Annotated in this window: 19 protein-coding genes and 1 pseudogene; 16 read left to right on the top strand and 4 right to left on the bottom strand. The window is 59.7% G+C overall.

The features are described from left to right. Positions 1-41 precede the first annotated feature (41 nt). Positions 42-377, bottom strand: a complete 336-nt coding sequence (locus tag J3T95_RS00195) for a hypothetical protein (protein WP_267449989.1) — start codon at positions 375-377, stop codon at positions 42-44. A gap of 448 nt (positions 378-825) precedes the next feature. Here J3T95_RS00195 and J3T95_RS00200 point away from each other — a divergent pair, with 448 nt between their 5' ends. Beyond that, the gene (locus J3T95_RS00200; protein WP_267449990.1) at positions 826-2,640 is read left to right on the top strand and encodes a proline--tRNA ligase; all 1,815 of its coding nucleotides are present in this window, start codon (positions 826-828) and stop codon (positions 2,638-2,640) included. A 115-nt stretch (positions 2,641-2,755) separates the two neighbouring features. Here J3T95_RS00200 and J3T95_RS00205 read toward each other — a convergent pair whose 3' ends face one another. Then, complete coding sequence (locus J3T95_RS00205; protein WP_267399552.1) at positions 2,756-3,610, bottom strand: exodeoxyribonuclease III; 855 nt, start codon at positions 3,608-3,610, stop codon at positions 2,756-2,758. Between the two features lie 1,122 nt (positions 3,611-4,732). Here J3T95_RS00205 and J3T95_RS00210 point away from each other — a divergent pair. Further along, the gene (locus tag J3T95_RS00210) at positions 4,733-5,245 is read left to right on the top strand and encodes a single-stranded DNA-binding protein (RefSeq protein ID WP_267449991.1); all 513 of its coding nucleotides are present in this window, start codon (positions 4,733-4,735) and stop codon (positions 5,243-5,245) included. 118 nt (positions 5,246-5,363) lie between these two features. On the opposite strand, the gene J3T95_RS00215 is transcribed toward J3T95_RS00210, so the two are convergent. Further along, on the bottom strand, positions 5,364-7,457 hold the full coding sequence (locus J3T95_RS00215; RefSeq protein ID WP_267449992.1) for a M13 family metallopeptidase: 2,094 nt from the start codon (positions 7,455-7,457) through the stop codon (positions 5,364-5,366). Positions 7,458-7,631: 174 nt separating this feature from the next. Here J3T95_RS00215 and J3T95_RS00220 point away from each other — a divergent pair, with 174 nt between their 5' ends. The 3 genes from J3T95_RS00220 to J3T95_RS00230 all read left to right on the top strand — a co-directional run bounded on the left by J3T95_RS00220 (position 7,632) and on the right by J3T95_RS00230 (position 10,856). Then, on the top strand, positions 7,632-8,330 hold the full coding sequence (locus J3T95_RS00220; protein WP_267449993.1) for an HdeD family acid-resistance protein: 699 nt from the start codon (positions 7,632-7,634) through the stop codon (positions 8,328-8,330). Between the two features lie 103 nt (positions 8,331-8,433). Beyond that, a complete protein-coding gene (gene map / locus J3T95_RS00225; protein ID WP_267449994.1) occupies positions 8,434-9,210 on the top strand; it encodes a type I methionyl aminopeptidase in 777 nt (258 codons plus the stop codon). 356 nt (positions 9,211-9,566) lie between these two features. Beyond that, entirely contained in the window at positions 9,567-10,856 is a 1,290-nt protein-coding gene (locus J3T95_RS00230; RefSeq protein ID WP_267449995.1) for a citrate synthase, read from the top strand. A 19-nt stretch (positions 10,857-10,875) separates the two neighbouring features. Here the strand turns inward: J3T95_RS00230 and dapD are convergent, their stop codons facing one another. Beyond that, positions 10,876-11,835 carry a 2,3,4,5-tetrahydropyridine-2,6-dicarboxylate N-succinyltransferase gene (dapD, locus tag J3T95_RS00235; protein ID WP_267449996.1) on the bottom strand — a complete coding sequence of 320 codons (960 nt, stop codon included), beginning with the start codon at positions 11,833-11,835 and terminating at the stop codon, positions 10,876-10,878. 147 nt (positions 11,836-11,982) lie between these two features. On the opposite strand from dapD, the gene J3T95_RS00240 reads away from it, so the two are divergent. The 11 genes and pseudogenes from J3T95_RS00240 to J3T95_RS00290 all read left to right on the top strand — a co-directional run bounded on the left by J3T95_RS00240 (position 11,983) and on the right by J3T95_RS00290 (position 24,136). After that, positions 11,983-12,114, top strand: coding sequence for a hypothetical protein (locus tag J3T95_RS00240; protein ID WP_255297770.1), 132 nt, complete (start codon positions 11,983-11,985; stop codon positions 12,112-12,114). 107 nt (positions 12,115-12,221) lie between these two features. Further along, entirely contained in the window at positions 12,222-13,355 is a 1,134-nt protein-coding gene (prfB, locus tag J3T95_RS00245; protein ID WP_220236163.1) for a peptide chain release factor 2, read from the top strand. Between the two features lie 97 nt (positions 13,356-13,452). Continuing rightward, a pseudogene (ftsE, locus tag J3T95_RS00250) lies at positions 13,453-14,484 on the top strand (cell division ATP-binding protein FtsE); the annotation flags it as partial. A 794-nt stretch (positions 14,485-15,278) separates the two neighbouring features. After that, the gene (gene ftsX / locus J3T95_RS00255) at positions 15,279-16,202 is read left to right on the top strand and encodes a permease-like cell division protein FtsX (RefSeq protein ID WP_220236162.1); all 924 of its coding nucleotides are present in this window, start codon (positions 15,279-15,281) and stop codon (positions 16,200-16,202) included. A gap of 85 nt (positions 16,203-16,287) precedes the next feature. Then, positions 16,288-17,712: a CHAP domain-containing protein gene (locus J3T95_RS00260; protein ID WP_220236161.1), complete on the top strand. Its 1,425-nt coding sequence runs from the start codon at positions 16,288-16,290 to the stop codon at positions 17,710-17,712. Between the two features lie 92 nt (positions 17,713-17,804). Next, positions 17,805-18,281 (top strand): SsrA-binding protein SmpB, encoded by a 477-nt coding sequence (gene smpB / locus J3T95_RS00265; protein ID WP_220236160.1) that lies wholly within the window; start codon positions 17,805-17,807, stop codon positions 18,279-18,281. 276 nt (positions 18,282-18,557) lie between these two features. Next, the gene (locus J3T95_RS00270) at positions 18,558-19,496 is read left to right on the top strand and encodes an ABC transporter substrate-binding protein (RefSeq protein WP_267449997.1); all 939 of its coding nucleotides are present in this window, start codon (positions 18,558-18,560) and stop codon (positions 19,494-19,496) included. Between the two features lie 107 nt (positions 19,497-19,603). Further along, positions 19,604-20,578, top strand: a complete 975-nt coding sequence (locus J3T95_RS00275; protein ID WP_267449998.1) for an amino acid ABC transporter permease — start codon at positions 19,604-19,606, stop codon at positions 20,576-20,578. A gap of 16 nt (positions 20,579-20,594) precedes the next feature. After that, positions 20,595-21,407: an amino acid ABC transporter ATP-binding protein gene (locus J3T95_RS00280; RefSeq protein ID WP_220236157.1), complete on the top strand. Its 813-nt coding sequence runs from the start codon at positions 20,595-20,597 to the stop codon at positions 21,405-21,407. Positions 21,408-21,493: 86 nt separating this feature from the next. Next, positions 21,494-23,386 carry a glutamine--fructose-6-phosphate transaminase (isomerizing) gene (gene glmS / locus J3T95_RS00285; protein ID WP_220236156.1) on the top strand — a complete coding sequence of 631 codons (1,893 nt, stop codon included), beginning with the start codon at positions 21,494-21,496 and terminating at the stop codon, positions 23,384-23,386. Between the two features lie 42 nt (positions 23,387-23,428). After that, positions 23,429-24,136 carry a pseudouridine synthase gene (locus J3T95_RS00290; protein WP_267450548.1) on the top strand — a complete coding sequence of 236 codons (708 nt, stop codon included), beginning with the start codon at positions 23,429-23,431 and terminating at the stop codon, positions 24,134-24,136. Positions 24,137-24,157: the final 21 nt, after the last annotated feature.

Genomic DNA, 24,157 nt, shown 5'->3' on the forward strand with positions numbered 1-24,157 from the left:
GTCCTTCTTTTGCAAAGAACCGCTTAACCAACCGAGTAGTCTTACGGGTTTCCTACCTCCAAACTCACAGGGTTACCGCTTGGAACATCGTTAACACCTAATGGACACCCACCCGAATAGCTGGTGCCGTTCTTGATCCAACCGGTGTATTGATCGGGCCATAATCTACAGGCAATCTTTGCCCTGGCATATCGAGGCGAGTTCTTACAAGTAATTTTTGCTTGGTTGTTATGTCGAGTGGCTTGGCACGGGACAAATACCCTCGTCCCCGAAAACGTCACCGCCTCATCAGCATATACTATTGCTGGAACTGCTGCAAACATACCAAGCGCAGCGACAGCAGCGAGAAGTTGTCTCATTATTTTGAAGAACTTCATTGTTCCTCCTTCCCATTGAGCCCATTCTCTAAGAGAGGAATTCTCTCAATAATTATTTTTACAATAAATTATTATACGAGTCAAATCCGGCTTTCGCTGCGCGCCTTCCCAGATCCGCGGGTGTCATGATCGGCCCCGATCGTCCTCTCGGCTGTGGCCACCACGGCTATGTGTAATTGGCGTGATTGATAATACCGATTCCAACGAGCCCTATCCGCAATCGGCCAATGCTGTGTATTTCGTGGCTTCATCTTTACGATTGCGTCTGGGCAAGCATTGTTTTTTGGGGATGATTTTTTCTCAACATCGTTGGGTAGTCGTATGCAACGATAGCGTGCGTCTCTGTGAGAGCGCCCATAACCGCAGGGTTCTGGGCTCGCTTTAAGAGAATAATTATAGGTCATCCTCAATGGCTGCTTGTCCCTTTGCGCGCATATCTTTGGGAAGTATGAGAACCAAAGCCATGCGCATGTCAACCCTCTTTCTGCGGACCCTCAGGGAGGATCCGGCCGACGCCGATGTGGACTCGGCCAAACTCCTGCAGCGGGCCGGATACGTCCGCAAGGTGGCCCCTGGCATTTTCACCTGGCTGCCCTTGGGTCTGAAGGTCCTTGACAAGGTCCAGGCTGTGGTCCGGGAGGAGATTAATGGCATTGGCGCCCAGGAAGTCCACTTCCCGGCCCTGCTGCCTCGCGAGCCCTACGAGGCCACCCACCGCTGGGAGGAGTACGGCGAGAATCTCTTCCGCCTCCAGGACAGGCACGGCGCTGATTATTTGCTGGCTCCCACCCACGAGGAAATGTTCACCCTTTTGGTCAAGGACATGTACTCCTCATACAAGGACCTACCGGTTGTTCTCTACCAGATCCAGACCAAGTACCGCGACGAGTTCCGTCCCCGCGCCGGGCTGATCAGGGGTCGCGAGTTCATCATGAAGGACGCTTATTCCTTCACCGTGGACGAGGAGGGGCTGAAGAAGGCCTACCAGGATGAGCGCGGCGCCTATGAGCGAATTTTCAAGCGTCTGGGAGTCAATTACGTGATCGTCCACGCGGTTTCCGGGCCTATGGGGGGATCCGAGTCCGAGGAATTCCTGGCTCCGCTGCCCATAGGCGAGGACACCTTTGCTCTGGCGCCCTCGGGGAAGGCATGGAACGTGGAGGCGCTGACCACACCGCGTCCCGATTCCGTCGACTACGCTGAGACCCCGGTTATGCAGGAGCTGGAAACTCCCGACTCGACTACTATCGACACTCTGGTGGAGCGGTTCAACCAGCTGCATCCTCGTGAGGACGGCCGTGACTGGACCGCTGCCGATACTCTGAAGAACCTGATTGTGGCCGTCAATCACCCTGCGGATGATGACCATCCCGATGGCTGGCGGGAGCTGGTGGCCGTTGGCCTGCCGGGCGACCGTCAGGTGGATATGAAGCGGCTGGAGGCCCAGTTCGCCCCGGCCGAGATCGAGGAAGCCAGTGAGGCTGACTTGGCTGCTCACCACGAGCTGGTCAAGGGATACATTGGTCCTCGTGTTCTGGGCCCTCAGCGTTCGGACACCGAGTCCGCAGCCCATATCCGCTACTTCCTCGACGCCCATGTGGCCCCTGGCTCAGTCTGGGTGACCGGGGCTGATGCCCAAGGCGTGCATCTGGCCAATGCGGTCTATGGGCGCGACTTCCGAGCTGACGGAGTGGTGGAGGCAGCCGAGGTCCGTCACGGGGACATGAGCCCTGACGGATCAGGGCCGCTCAGCTTCGAGCGTGGCGTGGAGATAGGCCAGGTCTTCCAGCTCGGACTGAAATACTCTGACGCGCTGGGGTTGAAGGTCCTGGACCGCAACGGCAAAGCGGTGCCGGTCTGGATGGGCTGCTACGGCATCGGCATCTCCCGCGTGCTGGCCTGCATCGCCGAGATGCATCACGACGATAAAGGTCTGGCCTGGCCCAAGGCTGTAGCTCCTGCCGCGGTTCATGTGGTGGCCACCGGCAAGAAGCAGGAGGCCTTCGATGCTGCTGAGAAGCTGGTTGCCGGCCTGGAGGACCGTGGCGTTGAAGTTCTCTACGATGACCGGCCCAAGGTGTCTCCCGGGGTCAAGTTCAAGGATGCAGAGCTGATTGGGGTGCCCTTGGTCGCTATTGCCGGTCGCGACACCATCGCCAACGGCACTATTGAGATCCGCAACCGCGACGGCTCGGATGCGCAAGCTGTTCCTGCTGATGAGGCCGCTCAGACGATCGTGGATCGGATTGCAGCCCTGCAGTAGGGTATGCATGCCGCACTCATAGTGCACTATAGAGAGGTGGAGCCTTGGTCACACCATGATGTGACCAAGGCTCCACCTCTTGGTTGTATTGCTTTGGGGTCAGGAATCTATTCGGTCAGATGCGGAGCAGAATGGGCAGGTGATCCTGGCGCTCGCCGGTGTCCACGGGTTCGCTGGTACTGACCTGGTCAGCGATCCGGTTGGAGGTCAGCCAGTAGTCGATGCGCCAGCCGGAGTTGTTGATCTTGCTCTTCGGGGCCCGCTGGGCGAACCAGGTGTAGACGCTGCGGTGGTCGTTGTAGAAGCCTGCGGCATCGCCATGAATCTTACGGAAGGTGTCGGTGAAGCCTGCATCCAGCAGAAGGCCGAACTTCTCGCGCTCCTGGTCGGTGAAGCCGGCGGAATGGTGGTTGGAGGCCGGGTTGGCGATGTCGATCTCCTCGTGGGCCACATTGAAGTCGCCACAGGCCAGGACCGGCTTGCGGGCATCCAGTTCCTTCAGGTAGCGACGATAGCAATCGTCCCAGATGCCGCGCGGCTTGAGCCTGACCAGTCCCGATCCGGAATTGGGAGTGTAGACCGTGGTGACGAAGCAGTCCGGGAACTCCAGGGTGAGCATGCGGCCCTCGTCGTCCATGGTGCCTGGAGCTCCGATGCGGGGGCGGGTCACGGTAGGTTCTGGCAGGCTCTTGCGGTAGAGCATGAGCGTGCCTGCGTAGCCTGTGCGGGCCGGAGCCTCGGAGCGACGGTCCGCCTCATGGTAATCGGGGAAGTAGCGCATGAGCGCCTTAAGGATGCCCGCGGATTTCTTCTGGTCACCGTTGAGTTTGGTCTCCTGGATGGCTACGACATCGGGGTCCAGGTCCCGGATGGTTTCCACCACTTTCAGGGAGAGGGCGCTGCGGCTGCTCTTGCCCAGCAGGGCGGCGTTGAGTGAATCGATATTCCAACTGACCAGCGTGTGAACCATGACTGCGGGTCCTTCCAAACCGTGCCGATGTATCTGCTCTCACAGTTTAGCCCAGGACCAATGCTTGATGGCCCTAGGCAGTGAAGGGGACATTCCGAATCCGGTTATGGGTTTGGTTGATGTATTTTGGCATTTGCACAGGAGACATCGGTAAATCAGGCCTCCATCGAGATACGCCGAGTGAATGCCATCTTCGAATGCTGCTCACCTGGTTTCTCTCGTCGATCTTGCGGTCTTGCTTTCACGTCAACGCATTAGCCTCGACCAGAATGATTCACGCTCAGCGACTGTTCGAGGATGCTGCGACCTTCTCCAGTTCGGAAAGGAGTTGCCTGTGTCTTGCGCAGCCGTATGTTTTCTGACGGATAGCGACTGGTTACGGCTGTCCATATGAAGTGTTCATGAGGTAATCGGATCAACATAATTGGTGGCGGCTTGTCCTATAGCGCAGGCCGCCACCCATCATCGGTGATTAAGCCATAGGAATTAAAAGCAAGGGCCGCCCATGAGCCATTGCCTGGATTTATGTATGCTGTGTTCTGTTCTACCCGAAGTATCGGATCAACAATGTAACCAGTATGTCGGCTGTCGCTATCCCTGCTGCGCATCCCGCTATCGACACTACGCCCGCAATCGCTTCTACAATTACATTGTGCCCACCTCTCTGCTTGAATAATTCCCGATTATGAGTCATCGAGGCATTTTCGCCATTGACGTTTACCAGCATCCAAGCCGTCCAATTGTCGTCATCATATTGTCCCTCTGTTCTCGACTTTTCATAATTATGGGTAAATCCACTTCGCTTTACCGAATGAATAGGTCTACGTAGCAATAGACCTATTTCATGTTTCTTACTGAAGAAAGATTGTTTGTCCACAATGTGAGTGAGCCGAGCCTGTTCGGCCACAATGGTCTGCGGGTCAGGTGCGCAGACATGGGTGGAGGCAGGATGGATTCACCGTTCGATGGAGGGTTCCTGGCCAGGGCCAGTACCTTCCCCCGCTCCGATTATCCGCGCTCTGGTCAGGGATCCTCCGTCGAACGGCCTCACTGCCGCACGAACAGGAATCGGCCGGCAGATTTGCAGAGTCGTACTCATAACATCTACAGAAAGGTGCCGGTATGTCCATCAACGAAATAAAAACGACCGTCTTCGGCTTTATGGGGACCCGGCCAGCGCGTCTGGGACAGCCGGGGACCACACCGGTCTGTTCTTTCAGACTGGGCTCTACGCCGGCCTATTACGACGCAGCAGCCGGGGTATGGAAACGAAAATCCACCACCTGGCTGACGGTCAAGGCCTTCAGGACTTTGGCGATCAATGCCCTGGCCTGTCTGCACAAGGGCGATCCGGTCATGGTGACGGGATCCTTGGTGACGGAGGAGTGGACCAGTGAAGGTCAGCAACATAGCAGCCTGGTCTTGGTGGCGGATGGCATCGGCCACGACCTGGCCCGTGGACAGGATACCTTCACCAGAATCCGATCGGGTGCTGTGCCTGTTGATGAGGGGGCGGACGGTCCGGATCCTTGGAACACGCCGCTATCATCTTCACCGTCCGAAACGGCATCCGCCTCTGCACCATCTGCGTCATCCGCGGCTGAGCGGACATCGGTGAAGGATTCCAATGCATGAGCAACGGTTGCTTCGGCAGAACAAGACGACGGTGGATGGCCGACTGATTCCCGTCGCCCTCCCACCTTAATCAGCAGGCTCATTAAAACCGGCAACCAACGATCTCAAACGAACCGGTTTACCAGATCTTGACCCGTGCTTCGGGTTCCAGCCACATGCCGTCGTCGGCTGTGACCTCGAAGGCCTGATAGAAGCGATCCACATTCCTGACGATGCCGTTGGTGCGGAATTCAGCAGGAGAGTGGGGATCGATCCGCAGATACTGTTCGGCCAGCTGATCTCTGTTCTTGGTCCTCCAGATGGAGGCATAGGACAGAAAGAACCGCTGCAGGCCAGTGTAGCCGTCCATGACTGGAGCCGAGGCCAGTGCCTGGTCCATGGCTGTATCGTCTGTCCCGGCTGCGCCCTCCTCTTTTTTCTGCAAGGAGAGGGCATAGGCCTTGATGGCGATGTTGACGCCTCCCAGATCCCCGATGTTCTCGCCAATGGTCAGCGCTCCATTGACATGAGGTGCTTGCTCGGGCTTGTCCGCGTACTTCTCGGCAAGTTGTTGGGGGACAAACCCGTTGTACTGCTCAATGAGTGCCTTGGTCCGCTGCTCGAAGTTTTCGCGGTCCTGCGGGGTCCACCAGTCTTGCAGACGTCCGTCGCCGTCGTACTTAGAGCCCTGGTCGTCGAATCCGTGGCCGATCTCGTGGCCGATGACCGATCCGATGCCTCCGTAGTTGACGGCGTCATCGGCTTCAGGATCGAAGAAGGGCGGCTGCAGGATGGCTGCTGGGAAGACGATCACGTTCAGGGTGGGCTCGTAGTAGGCGTTGACCGTCTGAGGGTTCATCAGCCACTCTTCTTTGTCCACAGGCTGACCGGCCTTGTCAAATTGGTAGCCGGACTCGTAGAGGTTGGCCCGTCGCACGTTGTCGACCAGACCCAGCTTTTCGTCCACTGCCAGCGCCGTATAGTCGCGCCAGTGCTCGGTGTAGCCGATCTTGGGCGAGAATTTGTCCAGCTTGGCCAGAGCCTTGACCTTGGTCTGTTCGCCCAGCCAGTCGCTGGAGGTGATGGAGACCCGGTAGGCGTCGATCAGGTCCGAGACCAGTGCCTCCATGCGGGCTTTGCTGGAGGCAGGGAAGTGCCGGCGCACATATTCGCGTCCGACCTCCTCGCCGCAAATGCCGTTGACCAGGGAAACGGCTCGCTTCCAGCGGTCACGCATCTTGGTCGTGCCTGAAAGGACCTTGCCATAGAAGTCGAACCTGGCCTGATCGAAGTCGCTGCTAAGCAGGCCTGCCCACTCTATCAGAGAGTGCACGCGAGCCCAGAGCTTGAGATCCTTCAGGTCGCTGGTCTTCCAGAGCTCATTCAAGCCTTGCAGGAAGGAGGGCTCGTGCACGATGGTCCTGGACAGAGCTGTGCTCAGATCGACAGGTTGCAGACTGGCGACAGGGCTGGCTGCATATGCTTTCTGCCAGGACTCGATCCAGGTGTGCAGATCGAAATCGGCGAGTGTTGACTCCAGATCGGCCAAGGTGGTGGGGTTATATGTACGATCCTCATCTCTGGTGGACACGTTGTCCCAGTGGCGTGCCGCTATGCGCGTCTCGATCTCGAGGAAGGACTCCGCCTGCCTGTGGGCATCCTCCTGGTCGTCGGCGTAGCCGGAGAGTCTGAGCAGGGAGGCGACCATGTCGGTGTAGGCCTGGCGGACTGAGGCATAGCTCTTCTCCCGGTAGTAGGCCTCGTCCGGAAGCCCTAGCCCAGCCTGCTCCATATGGGCCACATTGATGCCGGCCTTGCCTGGATCACCATAGATGGCAATGCCGAAAAGATCGGGGCCGCCAGTGGGATTGAGTCGTCCCAGCAGGCTGGTCAGTGCCTTCTTGTCAGGCACGGCATCAATGGCCTGCAGGTCGGGGCGGATGGGTTCCATTCCCGCGGCTTCGATGGACTCGGTGTCCAGGAAACTGCGATAGAGCAGGGCTGACTTGACAGCCGGGGATTCAGGGTCTTCAAGAATTTCATGGATCTGCGCCTCGGCATCCTCAGCAAGCTTGTCGAAGGAGCCAAACCGGGAGCGGTCCTCGGGCAGGCTGTAGGTGTCGATCCAGGGGCCGTTGACGAAGCGGAACAGGTCGTCCTGGGGGCGAATGACCGAAGAGAAAGAGGCCGGATCGAGTCCGGAGGAGGTCGTGGGTTCTGTAGATTGTGCCATGCCACAAGCCTAGCCATCTTTGGTGACATGCCATGCCCTGAGGTAGCGGGGAATCAGCGGACTGGTGAATCATCCGTCGAAGGAAAAGCCGCGATTGCCCCCTTGGTGATTTAAACTTGGAAGACGGTAACAGGACGGCCGCTCGGTCGCCCTGAGCGAGTGAAAGAGGACGGTATGACGGATCCCATGCAGGGCGGTCAGCCCAACCAGTACGGTGGTCAGGATTCTTCGCAGAATAACGGCCAATACCAGAATAACTATGGTCAGTATGGGCAATACCCCGGCTACCAGGGGCGCCCGCCACGGATGGATCCATTTTCCATGATCGCTGAGGATCTGGGATTCAGAACCCTGCGGGCCATTCGCATCATAATGGGCGTCATGGGTGTTATTGGCGTCATCCTGGGCCTGGCCCTGCTGCTCAGGCCGGACAAGACCCTGATTGCCGTGACCGTGGTGTTGGGCATCTACTTCATTATCTCCGGCGTGGTCCGTCTGGCCACCTCCATCGTGACCAAGGGACTTCCCGGCGGTTGGCGTGTGCTAGGCGTCCTCTTTGGCGCCCTAATCGCTGTCGGCGGCATTGTCATCGTCAGGAACACGGCCTTGTCCGCTTCAGCGTTGACTTTGCTGGTCACTATCATTGTGGGCATCAGCTGGATCATGGAGGGCGTGATGAGTCTGGCCGCCTCCTGGGGACTCCCGCATTCAGGATGGGCCATCTTCTCGGGCATCGTCTCCATCATCGCCGGAATCATCGTCATGATCTACCCGCTGAGCTCAGTCATCTTCCTGGTTATTTTCAGCGGGTGCGCTCTTCTGGTGCTGGGAGTCGTCTCCATCATCAGGGCATTCACTTTCGGCCGGAGCTGAGAGCCGGACTCGTCCGACTGACCCGATAATACTGAGAGGTAGTACTTGGGCAGGACCCTGAGGGGTGGCACCCGCAGGCACCAATTCTGAAAGGACGCAGAGGATGATCGAGCTCAAAACCAAGCAGGAGATCGAACAGATGAAGCCGGCAGGCAGGTTTGTCGGCAGCATCCTCAAGGAGCTCAAAGCCAGGAGCAAACCTGGGGTCAACCTGCTGGAGCTGGACGACTACGTCAAGGACAGGATCAACTCCCGCAGGGGAGCCACCTCCTGCTATGTGGACTACGCGCCTGATTTCGGCACAGGCCCCTTCGCCCACTACATCTGCCTATCTGTCAACGATGCCGTCCTGCACGGGGTGCCGTATGATTACAACCTCAAGGACGGCGACCTGCTCTCCCTGGATCTGGCCATCAATGTGGACGGCTGGGTGGGCGACTCGGCCATCAGCTTCGTAGTGGGTGAGCATGCCGATCCAGAGGATCTGCGGCTGATTCGGACCACCGAAGAGGCCCTGAAGGCGGGCATCGCCCAGGCTCAGCCCGGCAACCGCCTGGGTGACATCTCCGCCGCAGTCGGTCAGGTTGCCCATGAAAACGGATACAGCGTCAACCTGGAGTTCGGCGGACACGGCGTAGGACGGATTATGCACGGCGATCCCCATGTGCCCAACGACGGTACGCCTCATCACGGTTACAAGCTGCGCCCGGGCCTGGTCATCGCCATTGAGCCCTGGTTCCTGGCGACCACTGATCAGATTTACCAGGATCCCAAGGACGGGTGGACCCTGCGTTCTGCAGACGGATCGCGCGGCGCCCACAGCGAGCACACCATTGCCATCACCGAGCAGGGGCCTGTCATCCTGACGGCCAGGGACTGAGTCGAGGACTGCACGAGGCCGAATTAGGGCTATAAGGGACCCAGGAATGTCCACAATGTGGATGTTCCTGGGCCCCTCTTTGATACCGGTCCTGTTTGATGTCGGCCCTTCCTTTCCTGGCCTTGTGCCCGCAAGCTGGTGCTAGAGCGTAGACGGCACCGGCTTGGACCTGCGCGTTGCGGCTGGGGGGGGGGGTGACAGATTCACGCTTGTGGTTACAAGCCGGTAATCGAAGTCATGGTTGTTTCTGCTAGCATGTCGGCAATTCCACGCCGGTACAGGTGCCGGTAGCCTGATCCGGCATGGCCGTCGACTTCCTACTGGCACCTCACTGGTTGATTGACAGGAGGTGCGTGGTGTCTACAGCACGGTTGTCCATCGATTCCGAACAGGTTGATCTTCCCCTGGTTTGCGCCACTGAAGGGCCCGACGGCATTCTGGTCTCCTCCCTGCGCAACGACGGCTGGGTCACGCTGGATCCCGGCTTCCAGACCACAGCCCAGTGCGTCTCGGGAATCACTTTCATTGACGGCAAACGGGCCATATTGCGCTACAGGGGCTATGCCATAGAGGACCTATGTGCCCAGTCCAATTTCCTCGAAGTGGCCTGGCTGCTGTCCCACGGTGAATTGCCTGATGCCGAACAGTACCAGCGGTTCCGCAGCCACGTCCTGGGGTACACGGTCGTAGGGGAGGACTTCCGCCATCTGCTCTCGTCCTTCCCGCGCCAGGCTCATCCCATGAGTGTGCTGGCTGCGGCGGTCAATGCTCTGGCTGGCTTCCACCCGGATACCTGTGATGTTGACGATCCCGACCAACTGGATGAGGCCAGCGCCATCATCATGGCCAAGGTGCGCACCATCGTCTCCCTGATCCACCGTCGTCGTCGCGACCAGCCTCTGCTCTACCCGGACAGGACCTGGGGCTACGTGGAGGACTTCCTGCGGATGAGCTTCGCCGTGCCCTACCAGCCCTATCAGGCCGACCCTCTCAAGGTACAAGCCCTGGACAAGCTTCTGATCATCCATGCCGACCATGAGCAGAACTGTTCCACCTCGGTGGTCCGGATTGCCGGATCAGCCCGGGCCAACCTGTATTCGGCAGTGGCCGCCGGCATCAATACCCTGTCAGGCCCCCTGCACGGCGGGGCCAACGAGGCGGTGCTGCGCCAGTTGAAGAGCATACGGGATTCCGGTCTGAGCGTGCGGGGGTATGTGGACCAGGCAAAGAGCGAGGGTCGGAAAATCGCGGGTCTGGGCCATCGGGTCTATAAATCTTATGATCCGCGCGCGGCCATAGCCAAGCAGTGGCTCTACAAGCTCATGGATGAACCCGATCAGGATAAAAATGCCGAGGATACGGGACTCTTCGACGTGGCCTTGGAGCTGGAGGACCTGGCACTGCACGATGATTACTTCGTCGAGCGCCACCTCTATCCCAACGTGGACTTCTACACCGGGCTCATCTACCGTGCCATCGGCTTCGACCCGGAGATGTTCACCACACTCTTCGCATTAGGGCGCATCCCCGGATGGATGGCCCAGTACCGTGAGATGATGGACGATCCTGACACGAAAATCGGTCGTCCCAGGCAGGTCTATACCGGTCAGGGCCCGCGTGATTACCTGCCCATGGAACAGCGCTGAGCCCGATGGCCGCCTGGGCTCAGTTGGCGTGCAGCCGTTCGTTCAGCTCGATCCCCTTCTTGCGGGGCAGGGCCCTGACCTGGCCGGTGCGGGAATCGCGGATGAAGAGCAGATGATCCCGTCCGTTGAGCTCCGCCCCCTTGACCACCTGGTCGCCCAGGCTGATCTTGGTTCCGGCAGTGACATAGAGGCCGGCTTCGACCACGCAGTCGTCGCCCAGGGAGATGCCGATGCCGGCGTTGGCTCCAAGCAATGAGTGCTGGCCGATGGAGACCCGATGGCGGCCTCCGCCTGACAGGGTGCCCATGATGGAGGCACCGCCGCCGATGTCCGAACCGTCGCCGACCACGACACCCTGGGAGATCCGGCCTTCGACCATGGAATGGCCCAGGGTTCCGGCGTTGAAGTTGACGAAACCTTCATGCATGACCGTCGTTCCTGGTGCAAGGTGGGCTCCGAGCCGAATCCGGTCGGCGTTGCCGATGCGGACTCCATGGGGAACCACGTAGTCCACCATGCGGGGGAACTTGTCCACGCTCAGCACCGTTACCTGCGTCACCGGGATGCCCGGTATGGACCGGCTGACTGCAGTCATGACATCTGATCTGCGCAGGGCGAAGTCCTCCACAGCGAAGGGTCCGTAGTTGGTCCAGACCACTGTGGTCAGTTGTTCGAAGATTCCATCAAGGTTCATGCTGTTAGGCGGAGTCAGACGCATGCTGAGCAGATGGAGTCGCAGATAGGCGTCGGCGGCATCGGCTACCGGGCCATTCAGATCGGCCACGGTGAAGATAGGCACCCTTCGGATGCCACGGACGTCGGGCTGGATGTGGACCTGGTCGCCGAAGTCGTGGCTGGGGCGGTTCGCCGGGGTCGGCGGTGTCGAGATCTCGGCCTTGGGGTACCAGACATCCAGGGTCCGGCCCTGCTCATCCAGGCTGGCCAGGCCCCAACCCCATGCGGTGCGTGCTGTGCTCATCGTTCCTCCTTCAGATGGTGCAGTCCTGTCGACATCAAGCTGTCTTACAGGATAAACCGGTCGATGCTCAAACACAGGCGGTCCGTCCGCTAGCCAGGTCTGGACGGTCGCCAGCCAGGTCCCAACCGATAGGTAAAATTATCAACTATGAGTGCCTACAGTCATGAGCGTGAGCGTCGGGAGCGCCGGCGCCGCAATACAGCCAGGGCGGTCTGCCTGGTCATTGCCGTGGCTTTGCTGGCCAGTCTTGTCATCCCTGCCATCTTCAGCGGCCTTTGACCCGGTCCGTCCGGTCGGCGGGAATCCGGCCGCCACAGGCAAGAGACAAATGGGAATGAAGACGGCGGCCGACTCGGTGGAGCCGGTCTGGAAAGCGGTGAGACGGTATGGCAGAGATGGATTTTGCTCAAGCATTGGAGCAGGCCAAGGCCAAGTACGAGATGATTTCCAAGGCGCTGGATCCGGAGGGTTTGCGCTCGCGCATTGCTGATCTGGAGCGTCAGGCCAGCGCGCCCGGACTCTGGGATGACCAGGAGAACGCTCAGAAGGTGACCAGCAGGCTCTCGGCCCTGCAATCCCAGCTCAAGCATCTGGAGTCCGCCTCCTCCCGGCTGGACGATGTCCAGGCACTGGAGGAGCTGGGTCAGGAGGAGCATGATCAGGACACCCTGGTGGAAGCCCGCAAGGAGATCGACTCTTTGAGATCCGACCTGGCTGACATGGAGATTCAGACCCTGTTGGACGGGGAGTACGACGAGCGCCCTGCCGTGGTCACCATTCGCTCGGGCGCCGGCGGTGTGGACGCGGCCGACTGGGCGCAGATGCTACTGCGCATGTACATGCGTTGGGCTGAGCGGCACGGCTTCTCAACCAAGGTCATGGACACCTCCTATGCGGAGGAGGCTGGCATCAAGTCGGCCACCTTCCAGGTGGACGCCCCCTACGCTTACGGCCGTCTGTCAGTGGAGGGCGGCACCCATCGTCTGGTGCGGATCTCGCCCTTTGACAATCAGGGCAGGCGGCAGACTTCTTTCGCTGCCGTCGAAGTCATTCCCCTAGTGGAACCAACCGACCACATTGACATCCCCGACTCGGACATCCGAGTGGACACTTACTGCTCCTCAGGCCCCGGCGGCCAGGGTGTCAACACCACCTATTCGGCCGTGCGCATTACCCATCTGCCGACGAACATCGTGGTCACCATGCAGGATGAGCGCAGCCAGATTCAGAACCGTGCGGCTGCCATGGCTGTTCTGCAGTCCCGGCTGTTGGTTCTGCGGCATGAAGAGGAGGCCAAGAAGAAAAAGGAGCTTGCCGGCGACATCAAGGCCAGCTGGGGGGATCAGATGCGTTCCTACGTGCTGCATCCCTACCAGATGGTCAAGGATCTGCGCACCGGATACGAGACCTCTGATACGCAGGGGGTCTTCGACGGCGACATTGATGCCTTCATCGAGGCTGGCATTCGCTGGCGGCATCAGCAGCGGGTCCAGGCCCGCGAGGAGGAAGCCAGCAAGTAGAGCTTCGTCCGGCCGCGGCTTGGTCGGTGTTTCATGAGTGAGTAGTGTCGGTCTTCTTGATAGCCTCTGTATGGGAATACCGAGGAACGGAGTGTAAATGGCGTTGATTTCGCTCAAGGGCGTGACCAAGATTTACCCCAAGGGGTCCCGCCCAGCCTTGGATAACATCAGCCTGGACGTCAATCGCGGGGATTTTGTCTTTCTGGTGGGCGCCAGCGGGTCGGGCAAGACCACTCTGCTGCGCCTGCTCTTGCGCGAAGAGGAGGCCACCGAGGGGGAGATCCGGGTGGCCGGCAACGACCTGCGACGTCTGCGCAACCGCGAGATCCCCGGATATAGGCGTTCCATTGGTTTCGTATTCCAGGATTACAAACTACTTAACAACAAGACCGTATGGCAGAACGTGGCCTTCACGCTGGAGGTCATCGGCGCGCGTCGGTCCACCATCAAGACCCTGGTGCCTCAGGTGCTCAAGACTGTGGGGCTGACCGGCAAGGAGCACAACTACCCCCACGAGCTTTCCGGCGGCGAGGCCCAGCGTGTAGCTCTGGCCCGGGCCTACGTCAACAATCCGGAAATTCTGCTGGCAGATGAGCCCACAGGCAATCTTGACCCCACCACCTCCCTGGGCATCATGGAGGTCCTGGATGCCATCAACAGGACTGGCACCACAGTGGTCATGGCCACCCACAACGAGGAGATTGTCAACTCCATGCGCAAGCGGGTGGTGGAGCTGCATACAGGTCGGATCATGCGTGACGAGGCCCACGGCTCCTATGATTCTTCACGCTTCTTCCCGGACGCCGAGGTTGCGGCGCGTTCTCATCACGCCATCGGGGATCCCAATGACGGCGATGCCCTGGACCGTGCACACGAGTCTGGAGTTGGTGGGCGCCGACCGGTTCAGGTTGTCGTGCAGGATGGGAGCGGTTCGGTTACCGAGCCCATCGCGGATGGAACCAAGGGGGCCAAGCAGGTGGTCCAGGTGGTTGCACAGGCTGTCAACCAGGGCCAGTACGGCGATGAGGGAATCGCACGGCTGGCCAAGTCCATGCATTCGGGGAGAACCGGACGTTATGGACAGGTCTTCACCCCGGTGGAGGAGACCCTGACCTGGGGCAAGGGTCTGGGCAGTCTTGAGTCCGCACAGGAAGATTCCAATCAGCACGAAGACGCGGCTGCAGGGCAGTCCGATCGGAAGACTGACTCTGACCCGGACGAGCGGTTCCGCAGGCCTGTGGCTCAGGGCAGCCAGGATCGATCAGGTCAGCCGAGTACCGGTTCCAGCGACAGAGACCGCGACAAGGCAGGAACTGATCGCGATGAATTCGTCGACCACGGCCTGGCAGAACGTACAGCCTCCCGAAAATCTCGGGAGGCCACCCCCGGTTCGAATGCTGCTCGGCCCAAAGCAACTGCTGAAAGCAGGTCCCAGGATCGGCAAGCTGAAGATTCAGGCAGTCGAAGGCAGGACAGGAAACCTGGCAGTGACCGCAAGGGTCTTGCGCATGAGGATCGCAATCGTGATCGTGGTCAAAAAGCGCCTAAGAAAGGTGGCAAGGCCAAAGACCGCCGATCAATGAAGAACTCCTCAGCAAAGGCTTCTGACCCTGAACAGCGCCTCAAGGGGTCCGATCAGCCTTCGGGGTCCGATGACTCCAGCCCAGGAGAACCGACCGGCGAAGCCAGTCGGTCTGCAGGCCAGAAGAAGCGGGACGTCGCGCAATCCTCAAAGCAGTTCTCCGACAATTCCAGGGCCAATGAAAAGGTCTCAATGAGCGACAATCATCGCGATGGCGAGTCTATGGGGGCTCCGCCGGCCCCTCCTGCTCCACCGGAAGCGCCCAAGACGACCAGGAAGTCGCAAGGAAAGAACGACACACAGGCTCGGGATGAGCATGATGACGAGAAGAAGGCGGCACGATGAGACTGCGGTTCATCCTTTCCAGCACTTGGGACAATCTGCGCCGCAATGGGTCCATGATCCTCTCGGTCATGCTGGTCACCTTCATCTCCTTCCTGTTCATAGGCGCCTCGGGCCTCATGCAGGCTCAGATCAGCAAGGCCAAGGGGGACTGGTACGATCAGGTGGAGGTGGTGGTCTGGCTCTGCCCGGACGGCACTAGTCAGGCGGCCTCATGCGCTACCGGCAAGGCGCCCACCAATGACGAAATCGTCAAGCTGGAGAACACTATTAACACCGAGCTGCATGACTCCGTGGCCAAGATCACCTACCAGAGCCGCGAAGACTTCTTCAAGAACACCTTCCTCAAGCAGTACCCTGACGGCACCTACGAGGGAAGGACCATGACCGCGGCAGACATGCAGGCTTCCCTGCGGCTCAAGCTCAAGGATCCCACCAAGTACCAGGTGGTCTCAGAGGTGCTGTCCGGGCGTGATGGGGTGGAGGAGGTCTCCGACCAGCGTCAGATATTCGACCCGGTCTTCAAGATCCTCAACAGAGCCACGGCGGTCACTCTGGTCCTGGCCGTGGTCATGGTCATTGTGGCCATTCTGCTGACCGGCACCACCATCAGAATGAGCGCCGCTTCCCGTCGAAACGAGACGGAGATCATGAGACTGGTGGGAGCCTCTAATTGGACCATTCGGCTGCCGTTCATTCTGGAGGGCGTGGTGGCCTCCCTGCTGGGTTCGCTTCTGGCTGTCGGAGCCCTGAGCGCTATCGTCAAACTCTTCATTACCGACTGGCTAGCTCGCACGGTCCAGTGGATGCCCTACGTGGACCAGTCCACGGTTCTGCTCATGGCCCCAGCCTTGATTCTGGGGGCCATGCTCTTGTCCGCGCTGGCATCCTCCATCTCCCTGCGGCGTTATTTGCGGACCTGATTTGCAGCGACTGGCTAACAGATCGTGGGTGCAATCTCTGTCATAATGATGACTAGCATGGATATTGATAGTGAGGGATTTGACCATGAATCGTACCAAACGGTGGGAGGCCATCTGCGGCCTCGTCGGATCGTTGGCCATGATGCTGGGCGGCGGAATCCTCGGACTGTCCGTAGCGCCTGAACCGGCGCGTGCCGACTGGAGCAGCTACCAACAGAAAGTCCAGAGCCACGCGGCCCTGAAGAGCAAGCTGGCTGGTGTCAGTGCACAGCTTGCCAACCAGATATTGAGCCTGGATGATCTGACTTCCAATCAGATTCCGGCTGCACAGCAGAGTGCCATCGATGCCCAGGAGCAGGCCGAGCAGGCCGATGGCCTGGTACAGGCCACCAATGACCGCCTGGAGGCTGCCCGCATGGATCGTGCCGACCTGGAGGCCAAGATACGTCAGACCGGCCTCGATTATGACGATGCCAAGGCTGGCGTGGCTCAGATGGCCAGAAAGAGCTTTCACGGGTCTGAGACTTCTCAGATCATGGACGTGGTGACTAAGTCTTCAAGCACTCAGGACTTCGTGGACAAGATGCAGTCCGATGCGGCTGTAACCAGGTCCGAAGCAAATACGGCCAACGATGCGGCCAACACCCTCAACTCCTCCATGAACCGGAAGCAGCGTCTGGAGGCCATCGAGGAGCAGATCAGCACGCTGAAGGCCAAGGCTGATCAGCAGCAGGCGGTAGCCCAGCAGGCTGTAGCGGCGGCTCAGGCCAAGCAGGACCACCTGCAGGCCCTGCGTGACCAGGGGACCGCAGCCCGCAAGCAGCTGGAAAGTCAAAAGGCTGCCCTGACCACACAGTCGGCCCGTGAAGCCGCAGATATCGTGGCTACCGAATCCATGATCGACTCTCTGAACAAAGGCAATCCGGGCGGCAGCGCCGACCCGCATGCCGGAGGAGCCCAGCAGATCAGCAATGGCGGTGGTGGCTTCCGGCCGTCACCGGCTCCACGGCCCACCCCGCCCAGCAACAATGGCGGCGGTGGTAATAATGGTAGAGGCAACGGAGGTGGCGGCGCCTCCGGCATGAATTATGCAGTACCAGGCAGTTGCCCCTCAGGTTCTGGATTCTGCTATGGCCATAAGACTGGCAACTCAGTGGGCGGCAGCGCCTATCCTGCGCGGCAGTGCACGCTTTGGGCCTATATACGCCGTTCGCAGCTGGCTCTGCCTGTGGGCTCTTATATGGGCAATGGTGCTGATTGGGCAGGCACGGCACGTAGCCTGGGCTATTTAGTCAACAACACCCCTCATGTCGGTGCGGTCATGGTCTTCGCCCGTGGCCAGCGGGTCACTCATTGGAACGCCAACTGGAGCTATGGCCACGTGGCTGTGGTCGAGCGGGTCAATTCGGATGGATCGGTGCTCATCTCCGAAGGGGGCACCGGCTTCGCCTCCTTCCCTACCTATGAAACGGTCTATGGGGCCGGCAACTACCAATACATCCATTACTGATGCTTGTGTGGGCCGGGTTCGCCGCTTGGAACGGTATTATCGCTGTCCGGAGTGCCAGATAGCCTCCTTGGCGCGATCAGGAGGAGGATATTATGGCTAAGGAAACCGGCACGTCGATGATCGCCCAGAACCGCAGGGCCCGTCATGATTACCAGATTGAGGATCGGTACGAGGCCGGCATCGCGCTGACCGGGACTGAGGTCAAGTCTCTGCGCGAGGGGCGTGCCTCCCTAGCGGAGTCATTCGTCAGCATTGACCGGCGGCACGAGGTCTGGCTGGAGAACGCCAATATCCCTGAATACCTCAATGGCACCTGGAACAACCATGCCCCCAAGCGTAAGCGCAAGCTGCTCCTCCACGCCCAGCAGATCCTTCGCTTGGAGCGGCGGATTCAGGCCAAGGGCTACACCATCGTTCCTTTGAGTCTTTATTTCAAGGATGGCAAGGTCAAGGTCGAGATTGCTGTGGCCCGAGGAAAGCGCGAGTATGACAAGCGCCAGTCTCTACGGGAGGAGCAGGACCGCCGCGAGGCCCAAAGGGCCATGCGCTACCGCAACCGGCGTGGCTGAACTCTCAGATATGTTTCTAATTCTCCTGCAAGCCGACAGCCGCCTGTTGAAGTCTTCATGCTCTATGCAGTATCGACACGCCCGGAGCTGAGGGCAATCAGCAGTGTTCAATAGCGTCTTTGGCCTGCTATTGAGCCAAAAATACCCGGGTAAGCAGTCTGTAGGCTACCTTTAATCTTCATCTGCATGCATAAAAATACAAATGTGTGCATAATAGTGCATGTCAATCAGGAGCAATGAGGGGTCGCTTCGGGGCGGTCCGGAAGAGGAGAAGACATGGGCAAGATCAAGGCGGTGTTGGCGGCGGCTCTGAGTATCACCCTGCTGGTTTCCATCGGAGCCTGTGGAACCACCGACGAGGCGGACACCAGCAGTGCTTCGGGCAAGGCCACCACCAGCTCCCATCCAGCGGCTTTTGATGTCAGCGGAATCAAGAAGGATCCGGCCATCGCGGCCAAGGTGCCCGAGTCGGTTTCCAAGGACGGCAAGCTGACCGTTGGTATGGAGACCTCATATGCGCCTGGCGAGTTCATGAATGAGGATGGAAAGACTCCCATTGGCTATGATGTGGACCTGTCGAACGCGATTGCCAAGGTCATGGGGCTCGATGGGGAGATGGTCAGCGCCTCCTTCGACGCCATCATTCCGGCCATCGGCAACAAGTATGACGCGGGCATCTCCAGCTTCACCATCACCAAAGAGCGGATGCAGTCGGTAGACTTCGTCACCACTTTCAAGGCGGGCACGGCCTTTGCCGTCAAGAAGGGCAACCCCTCCAGGATCAATCCTGACGACATCTGCGGCGTCAAGGTCGGCGTGCAGACCGGGACCATCGAAGAGCAGCAGGCAGCCGACAAGATCTCGGCCGAGTGCAAGGCCAAGGGCAAGAAGCCGGTGGATGTGCAGTCCTACAAGCAGCAGACCGACGCTGCCACGGCAGTGGTCAACGGCAAGATCGACGTCCTCTACGCAGACTCCCAAGTGACCGGGTATGCCATAAAGCAGACCGATGGACGGCTGGAGAAGCTCGGCAAGGATGCTGATATCGTCCTGCAAGGTGCCGCTCTCAAGAAGGGCAGCGGCATGGCCGAGGCCACGCAGGCGGCTCTTCAGAAGCTGATTGACGACGGCGTCTACGCCAAGATTCTCAAGAACTGGGGCGTCCAGAGCGGTGCGGTCGAAAAGGCTGAGATCAACCCTGCGGTCTCTGACTGAGCAAGGCCGGGCGCGGGTCGTGTCATATCGGGCGACCCGCGCCTAAGCGGGCGGTTCGGCCAATAGATCAGGCCTGAACAGTACAGCGTTGTGGAAGGAAGCAGGAGATGCATACCAAGAAGGGGACGGACCAGATTCAGATCCCCGGCAGAATACATGCCAGGCCGGTGCGCAAGCCGGGGCCGATTGTGGCTGCCGTCATCGTGGCCATCTTCGTGGCCATGCTGATCCACGGCATGGTGACCAACCCCAACTTTGATTGGCCCACTGTCTGGAAGTACCTCTTCAATGAGCACGTCCTGGACGGCATCAAGTGGACCCTCTTGCTGACCGTCTACGCCATGGTCCTGGCCACAATCCTGGCCATCATCCTGGCTGTCATGCGCAAGTCTTCAAATCCGGTTCTGCGGTGGGTCAGCTGGTTCTTCATCTGGTTCTTCCGCGGCACCCCTGTATATACACAGCTGGTCTTCTGGGGCCTGCTTTCCGTGCTGATACCAAAGCTGGCCATCGGCATCCCCTTCGGGCCCGAGTTCTGGAGCGTCGACACCAAGACTGTGCTCAATGCCACCGTGGCCACGGTTCTGGGCCTGGGACTTAACGAGGCTGCCTACCTTTCTGAAATCGTTCGTGCCGGCATCGAGGCTGTGGACCCAGGCCAGGAGGAGGCCGCCAAGGCCCTGGGCATGCCACCCTCCATGATCATGCGGCGGATCGTGCTGCCTCAGGCCATGCGCATCATCGTGCCGCCTACCGGCAATGAGACTATCGGCATGCTCAAGACAACATCTCTGGCTCTTGCCGTGCCTTTCACCTTGGAGCTCCAGTTCGCCACCAATGCCATCGCCAACCGCATCTACAAGACCATCCCGCTCCTGATCGTGGCCTGCATCTGGTACCTGGTCATCACCTCCGTCCTGATGGTCATCCAGGCCCAGCTGGAGAAGCACTACGGCAAGGGCTTCGATTCGCGGCCCCTGACCGGGTCGGGGACCAAGGACGGCAAGGATGGCAAGGACCTTCAGACCCGTCAGGATGCTGACAAGGTCAACAAGGTCATGATGGCCGGGCTAAACGCCTGAGTGCAGGAGGAGAATCATGGGCGAGGACAGGCAGACCAAGAAAGATGGTCAAGGCGGCGAGGATCCGGCCATCGTCATCAGGAATGTGCACAAGGTATTCGGCGATCAGCATGTGCTGCGGGGAATCAACCTGGAGGTCATGCCCGGCACGGTAACGGCCGTCCTGGGGCCTTCCGGCTCAGGCAAGTCAACACTGCTGCGGCTGATCAACCAGCTGGAGACCCGCACAGCTGGAGAAATCTATGTGGACGGCGAGCTGACTGGATACCGGAAGATCGATACCGGCAAGGGCCCTGTGCTGCAGACCTTGGATGACAAGGCCATTGCCAGACAGCGTTCCAAGATTGGCATGGTCTTTCAGCGCTTCAATCTCTTTCCCCATATGACAGCCTTGGAGAACGTCATGGAGGCGCCGGTCCATGTGGGCCGGGTTCCCAAGGCCAATGCCCGCCAAGAGGCTCAGGCCCAGCTGGAACGTGTAGGGCTTGAGGACAGGATGGACTACTATCCCGCCCAGCTCTCCGGTGGCCAGCAGCAGCGTGTGGCCATCGCGAGAGCCCTGGCCATGCATCCTGACATCATGCTCTTCGACGAGCCCACCTCAGCCCTGGATCCGGAGCTGGTGGGAGATGTTTTAGGAGTCATGAGGCAGGTTGCCCAACAGGGCATGACCATGGTGGTGGTCACCCATGAGATGGGCTTCGCCCGCGAGGTCGCCGAGCAGATCGTCTTCATGGACCAGGGAGTCGTGGTGGAGCAGGGAGGCCCTGACATCATCGACCATCCACGCACGGAGAGGTTCGCCGAATTCCTGCATACCGTGCTTTAGGCTCGGGCTCTGCCGGGTTGTAGAAATTCCGGCAAGAAGCTTTCTGGGCGCGCGGCGGCTGAACTCCCGTGGCTAGACTGGGGCCCATGTGTGGAATCGTCGGTTACGCGGGATCAGTACGGACGGCCTGCGGCAGGCCCTTGGAAGTCTGTCTCAAGGGTCTGGAACGCTTGGAGTACCGAGGTTATGACTCGGCCGGAGTAGCCCTGGCTGCCCCGCGGATGACGCAGGTAGCCGTGCGCAAGAAGGCCGGGCGCTTGGGTAATCTGGTCGCCGATTTGAAGGCCAAGCCCATGCCTGAGGCCACTGTGGGCATCGGCCACACCCGTTGGGCCACCAATGGCGAACCTACCGATGTCAACGCCCATCCCCACATCAGCCGTGACGGCAAGGTCGCGCTGATTCACAACGGGATCATCGAGAACGCCTCAAGGCTGCGGCTGGACCTGGAGACCGAGGGATACACTTTCGTATCCTCCACGGACACCGAGGTAGCGGCCAAGCTCCTGGGCAAGATTGCCCAGGAGATTATCGATGCCACCGGCCAGCCCGATATCTTCGAGGCCATCAGGCGGCTGGCCCGCATGCTCAAGGGAGCCTTCACCATTTTGGCAGTGGATTCGAGGCAGCCCGATCTGGTGGTGGGCATCCGGCACGATTCGCCGCTGGTGGTCGGTCTGGGAGACGGAGAGAATTACCTGGGCTCCGATGTGGCCGCCTTTGTGGCCTATACCCGCCAGGCCATGGAGCTGGGTCAGGATCAGGCCGTCTGCATCAGCGCCGACCAGGTCAAGGTCACCGACTTCCAAGGGCACCCGGTGGAGCATCCCCGCCGTTACACCATCGACTGGGATGCCTCAGCCGCCGAAAAGGGCGGATGGGATTCCTTCATGGACAAGGAGATCCACGAGGACCCTGCAGCGGTCTCCAACACTCTGCTGGGCCGGTACGACGAGTCGGGCGGCCTGGATTTGGACGAGGTCCACATCGATGAGGAGGTTTTCCGCCAGATCGACAAGATCATCGTCGTGGCCTGCGGGACGGCCTCCTATGCTGGACTGGTGGCCAAGTATGCCATCGAGCACTGGGTCCGCATTCCGGTGGAGGTAGAGCTGGCCCATGAGTTCCGCTACCGTGATCCCATTCTGACCCCGCGCACCCTGGTCGTGGCCATTTCACAGTCCGGGGAGACCATGGACACGCTGATGGCGCTTCGGCATGCACGGGAGCAGGGTTCACGGGTTCTGGCCATTTGCAACACCCAGGGGTCCACCATCCCCAGGGAGTCCGATGCCGTGCTCTACACGCACGCTGGCCCCGAAGTGGCTGTGGCCTCCACCAAGGCCTTCCTGGCCCAGATCGTGGCGGCCTACTTGCTGGGGCTCTACTTGGCCCAGGTCAAGGGAACCATGTATCGAGACGAGATTCACCAGACCATCGACAATCTTAAGGCCATGCCAGCCAAGATCCAGAAAGTGCTGGACGGACAGGCCGAGGTCATCAGGCAGACGGCTCAGCGCATGTCCAAGGCTCGCTCCTTCCTCTTTTTGGGGCGGCATGTGGGCTATCCGGTGGCCCTGGAGGGGGCGCTCAAGCTCAAGGAAATCGCCTACATCTTCACCGAGGGGTTTGCCGCCGGCGAGCTTAAGCACGGGCCTATCGCCCTGGTGGAGCCGGGTGAGCCGGTGGTGGTCATCGTCCCCAGCGCCCGGGGTCGCAATGTGCTGCATGACAAGGTCATCTCGGCCATCGAGGAGGTCAAGGCACGGGGTGCCTTCACCATCGTTGTGGCCGAAGAGGGCGATCCGGATGCCGACCGCTATGCTGACGTGGTCTTTTGGCGGCCGCCCTGTCCGACCCTGCTCAGCCCCTTGGTGGATGTGGTTCCCCTGCAACTGTTCGCCCTGGACATGGCCCGACTCAAGGGTCTGGATGTGGATAAGCCCCGCAATCTAGCCAAGTCAGTCACGGTGGAATAGAGGCTGTCCGTGGTCGTCGGGTCCGGGCAGCGGGGGCACAGGATGGTCTTGGAGGAGCCGCAGATCCCCTTCGAACCCAGAGTCATCTATGAAGACCGGCGCATCATCGTGGTCGACAAGCCTCACTTTCTGGCTACCATGCCCAGGGGGATGTGGTATGCCGGCACCGTGTTGATCAAAGTGCGACGACTCTACGGGGAGCCCGACATCATCCCTGCCCACAGGCTTGATAGGGCCACTGCGGGCGTGCTGGTCCTGGTACGCGATCCTGCTGCCAGGCGGGCCTATCAGATGCTCTTCCAGAAGCATCGCGTGCACAAGGTCTACCAGTGCCTGGCACAGGTACGACCTATAGCGCGTCCGCAGACTGGTACCGTGCGATACCTGAATCCACCCTGTATTTTTCCGCTAGAGCGCCGCTCCAGGGTGATCAAGCGCCGTGGGGTTCTCCAGGCCTGGGAGGAGCGCGGGCCTGTCAATGCCGTTACTCGGGTCGAGCTGACAGCGGGCCATGGATGTTTGGCCACCTACACCCTCTACCCGGAAACCGGCAAGACCCACCAGCTTCGTGTGCACATGAATGCTCTGGGGCTGCCTATAGTGGGTGACGATCTCTACCCCAGAATCGAGACCCGGGCCTATGACGACTTCTCCAGACCGCTGCAATTGGTGGCCCGTCGCCTGGAATTCACGGACCCCTTCACCGGGGTTAATCGCGCTTTCAACTCTTCTATTCCTTTGGATGCTTGATGAGGAGTCAGAACAGTCAGC

The organism is Bifidobacterium sp. B4079, from assembly GCF_026537385.1.
Taxonomy (GTDB): domain Bacteria; phylum Actinomycetota; class Actinomycetes; order Actinomycetales; family Bifidobacteriaceae; genus Bombiscardovia; species Bombiscardovia asteroides_I.

What these genes read in the sequence shown, in the direction of transcription:
- J3T95_RS00195 (WP_267449989.1), bottom strand. Translation starts at nt 377, where the DNA reads ATGAAGTTCTTCAAAATAATGAGACAACTTCTCGCTGCTGTCGCTGCG.
- J3T95_RS00200 (WP_267449990.1), top strand. Translation starts at nt 826, where the DNA reads ATGAGAACCAAAGCCATGCGCATGTCAACCCTCTTTCTGCGGACCCTC.
- J3T95_RS00205 (WP_267399552.1), bottom strand. Translation starts at nt 3,610, where the DNA reads ATGGTTCACACGCTGGTCAGTTGGAATATCGATTCACTCAACGCCGCC.
- J3T95_RS00210 (WP_267449991.1), top strand. Translation starts at nt 4,733, where the DNA reads ATGTCCATCAACGAAATAAAAACGACCGTCTTCGGCTTTATGGGGACC.
- J3T95_RS00215 (WP_267449992.1), bottom strand. Translation starts at nt 7,457, where the DNA reads ATGGCACAATCTACAGAACCCACGACCTCCTCCGGACTCGATCCGGCC.
- J3T95_RS00220 (WP_267449993.1), top strand. Translation starts at nt 7,632, where the DNA reads ATGACGGATCCCATGCAGGGCGGTCAGCCCAACCAGTACGGTGGTCAG.
- map (WP_267449994.1), top strand. Translation starts at nt 8,434, where the DNA reads ATGATCGAGCTCAAAACCAAGCAGGAGATCGAACAGATGAAGCCGGCA.
- dapD (WP_267449996.1), bottom strand. Translation starts at nt 11,835, where the DNA reads ATGAGCACAGCACGCACCGCATGGGGTTGGGGCCTGGCCAGCCTGGAT.
- J3T95_RS00240 (WP_255297770.1), top strand. Translation starts at nt 11,983, where the DNA reads ATGAGTGCCTACAGTCATGAGCGTGAGCGTCGGGAGCGCCGGCGCCGC.
- prfB (WP_220236163.1), top strand. Translation starts at nt 12,222, where the DNA reads ATGGCAGAGATGGATTTTGCTCAAGCATTGGAGCAGGCCAAGGCCAAG.
- ftsX (WP_220236162.1), top strand. Translation starts at nt 15,279, where the DNA reads ATGAGACTGCGGTTCATCCTTTCCAGCACTTGGGACAATCTGCGCCGC.
- J3T95_RS00260 (WP_220236161.1), top strand. Translation starts at nt 16,288, where the DNA reads ATGAATCGTACCAAACGGTGGGAGGCCATCTGCGGCCTCGTCGGATCG.
- smpB (WP_220236160.1), top strand. Translation starts at nt 17,805, where the DNA reads ATGGCTAAGGAAACCGGCACGTCGATGATCGCCCAGAACCGCAGGGCC.
- J3T95_RS00270 (WP_267449997.1), top strand. Translation starts at nt 18,558, where the DNA reads ATGGGCAAGATCAAGGCGGTGTTGGCGGCGGCTCTGAGTATCACCCTG.
- J3T95_RS00275 (WP_267449998.1), top strand. Translation starts at nt 19,604, where the DNA reads ATGCATACCAAGAAGGGGACGGACCAGATTCAGATCCCCGGCAGAATA.
- J3T95_RS00280 (WP_220236157.1), top strand. Translation starts at nt 20,595, where the DNA reads ATGGGCGAGGACAGGCAGACCAAGAAAGATGGTCAAGGCGGCGAGGAT.
- glmS (WP_220236156.1), top strand. Translation starts at nt 21,494, where the DNA reads ATGTGTGGAATCGTCGGTTACGCGGGATCAGTACGGACGGCCTGCGGC.
- J3T95_RS00290 (WP_267450548.1), top strand. Translation starts at nt 23,429, where the DNA reads ATGGTCTTGGAGGAGCCGCAGATCCCCTTCGAACCCAGAGTCATCTAT.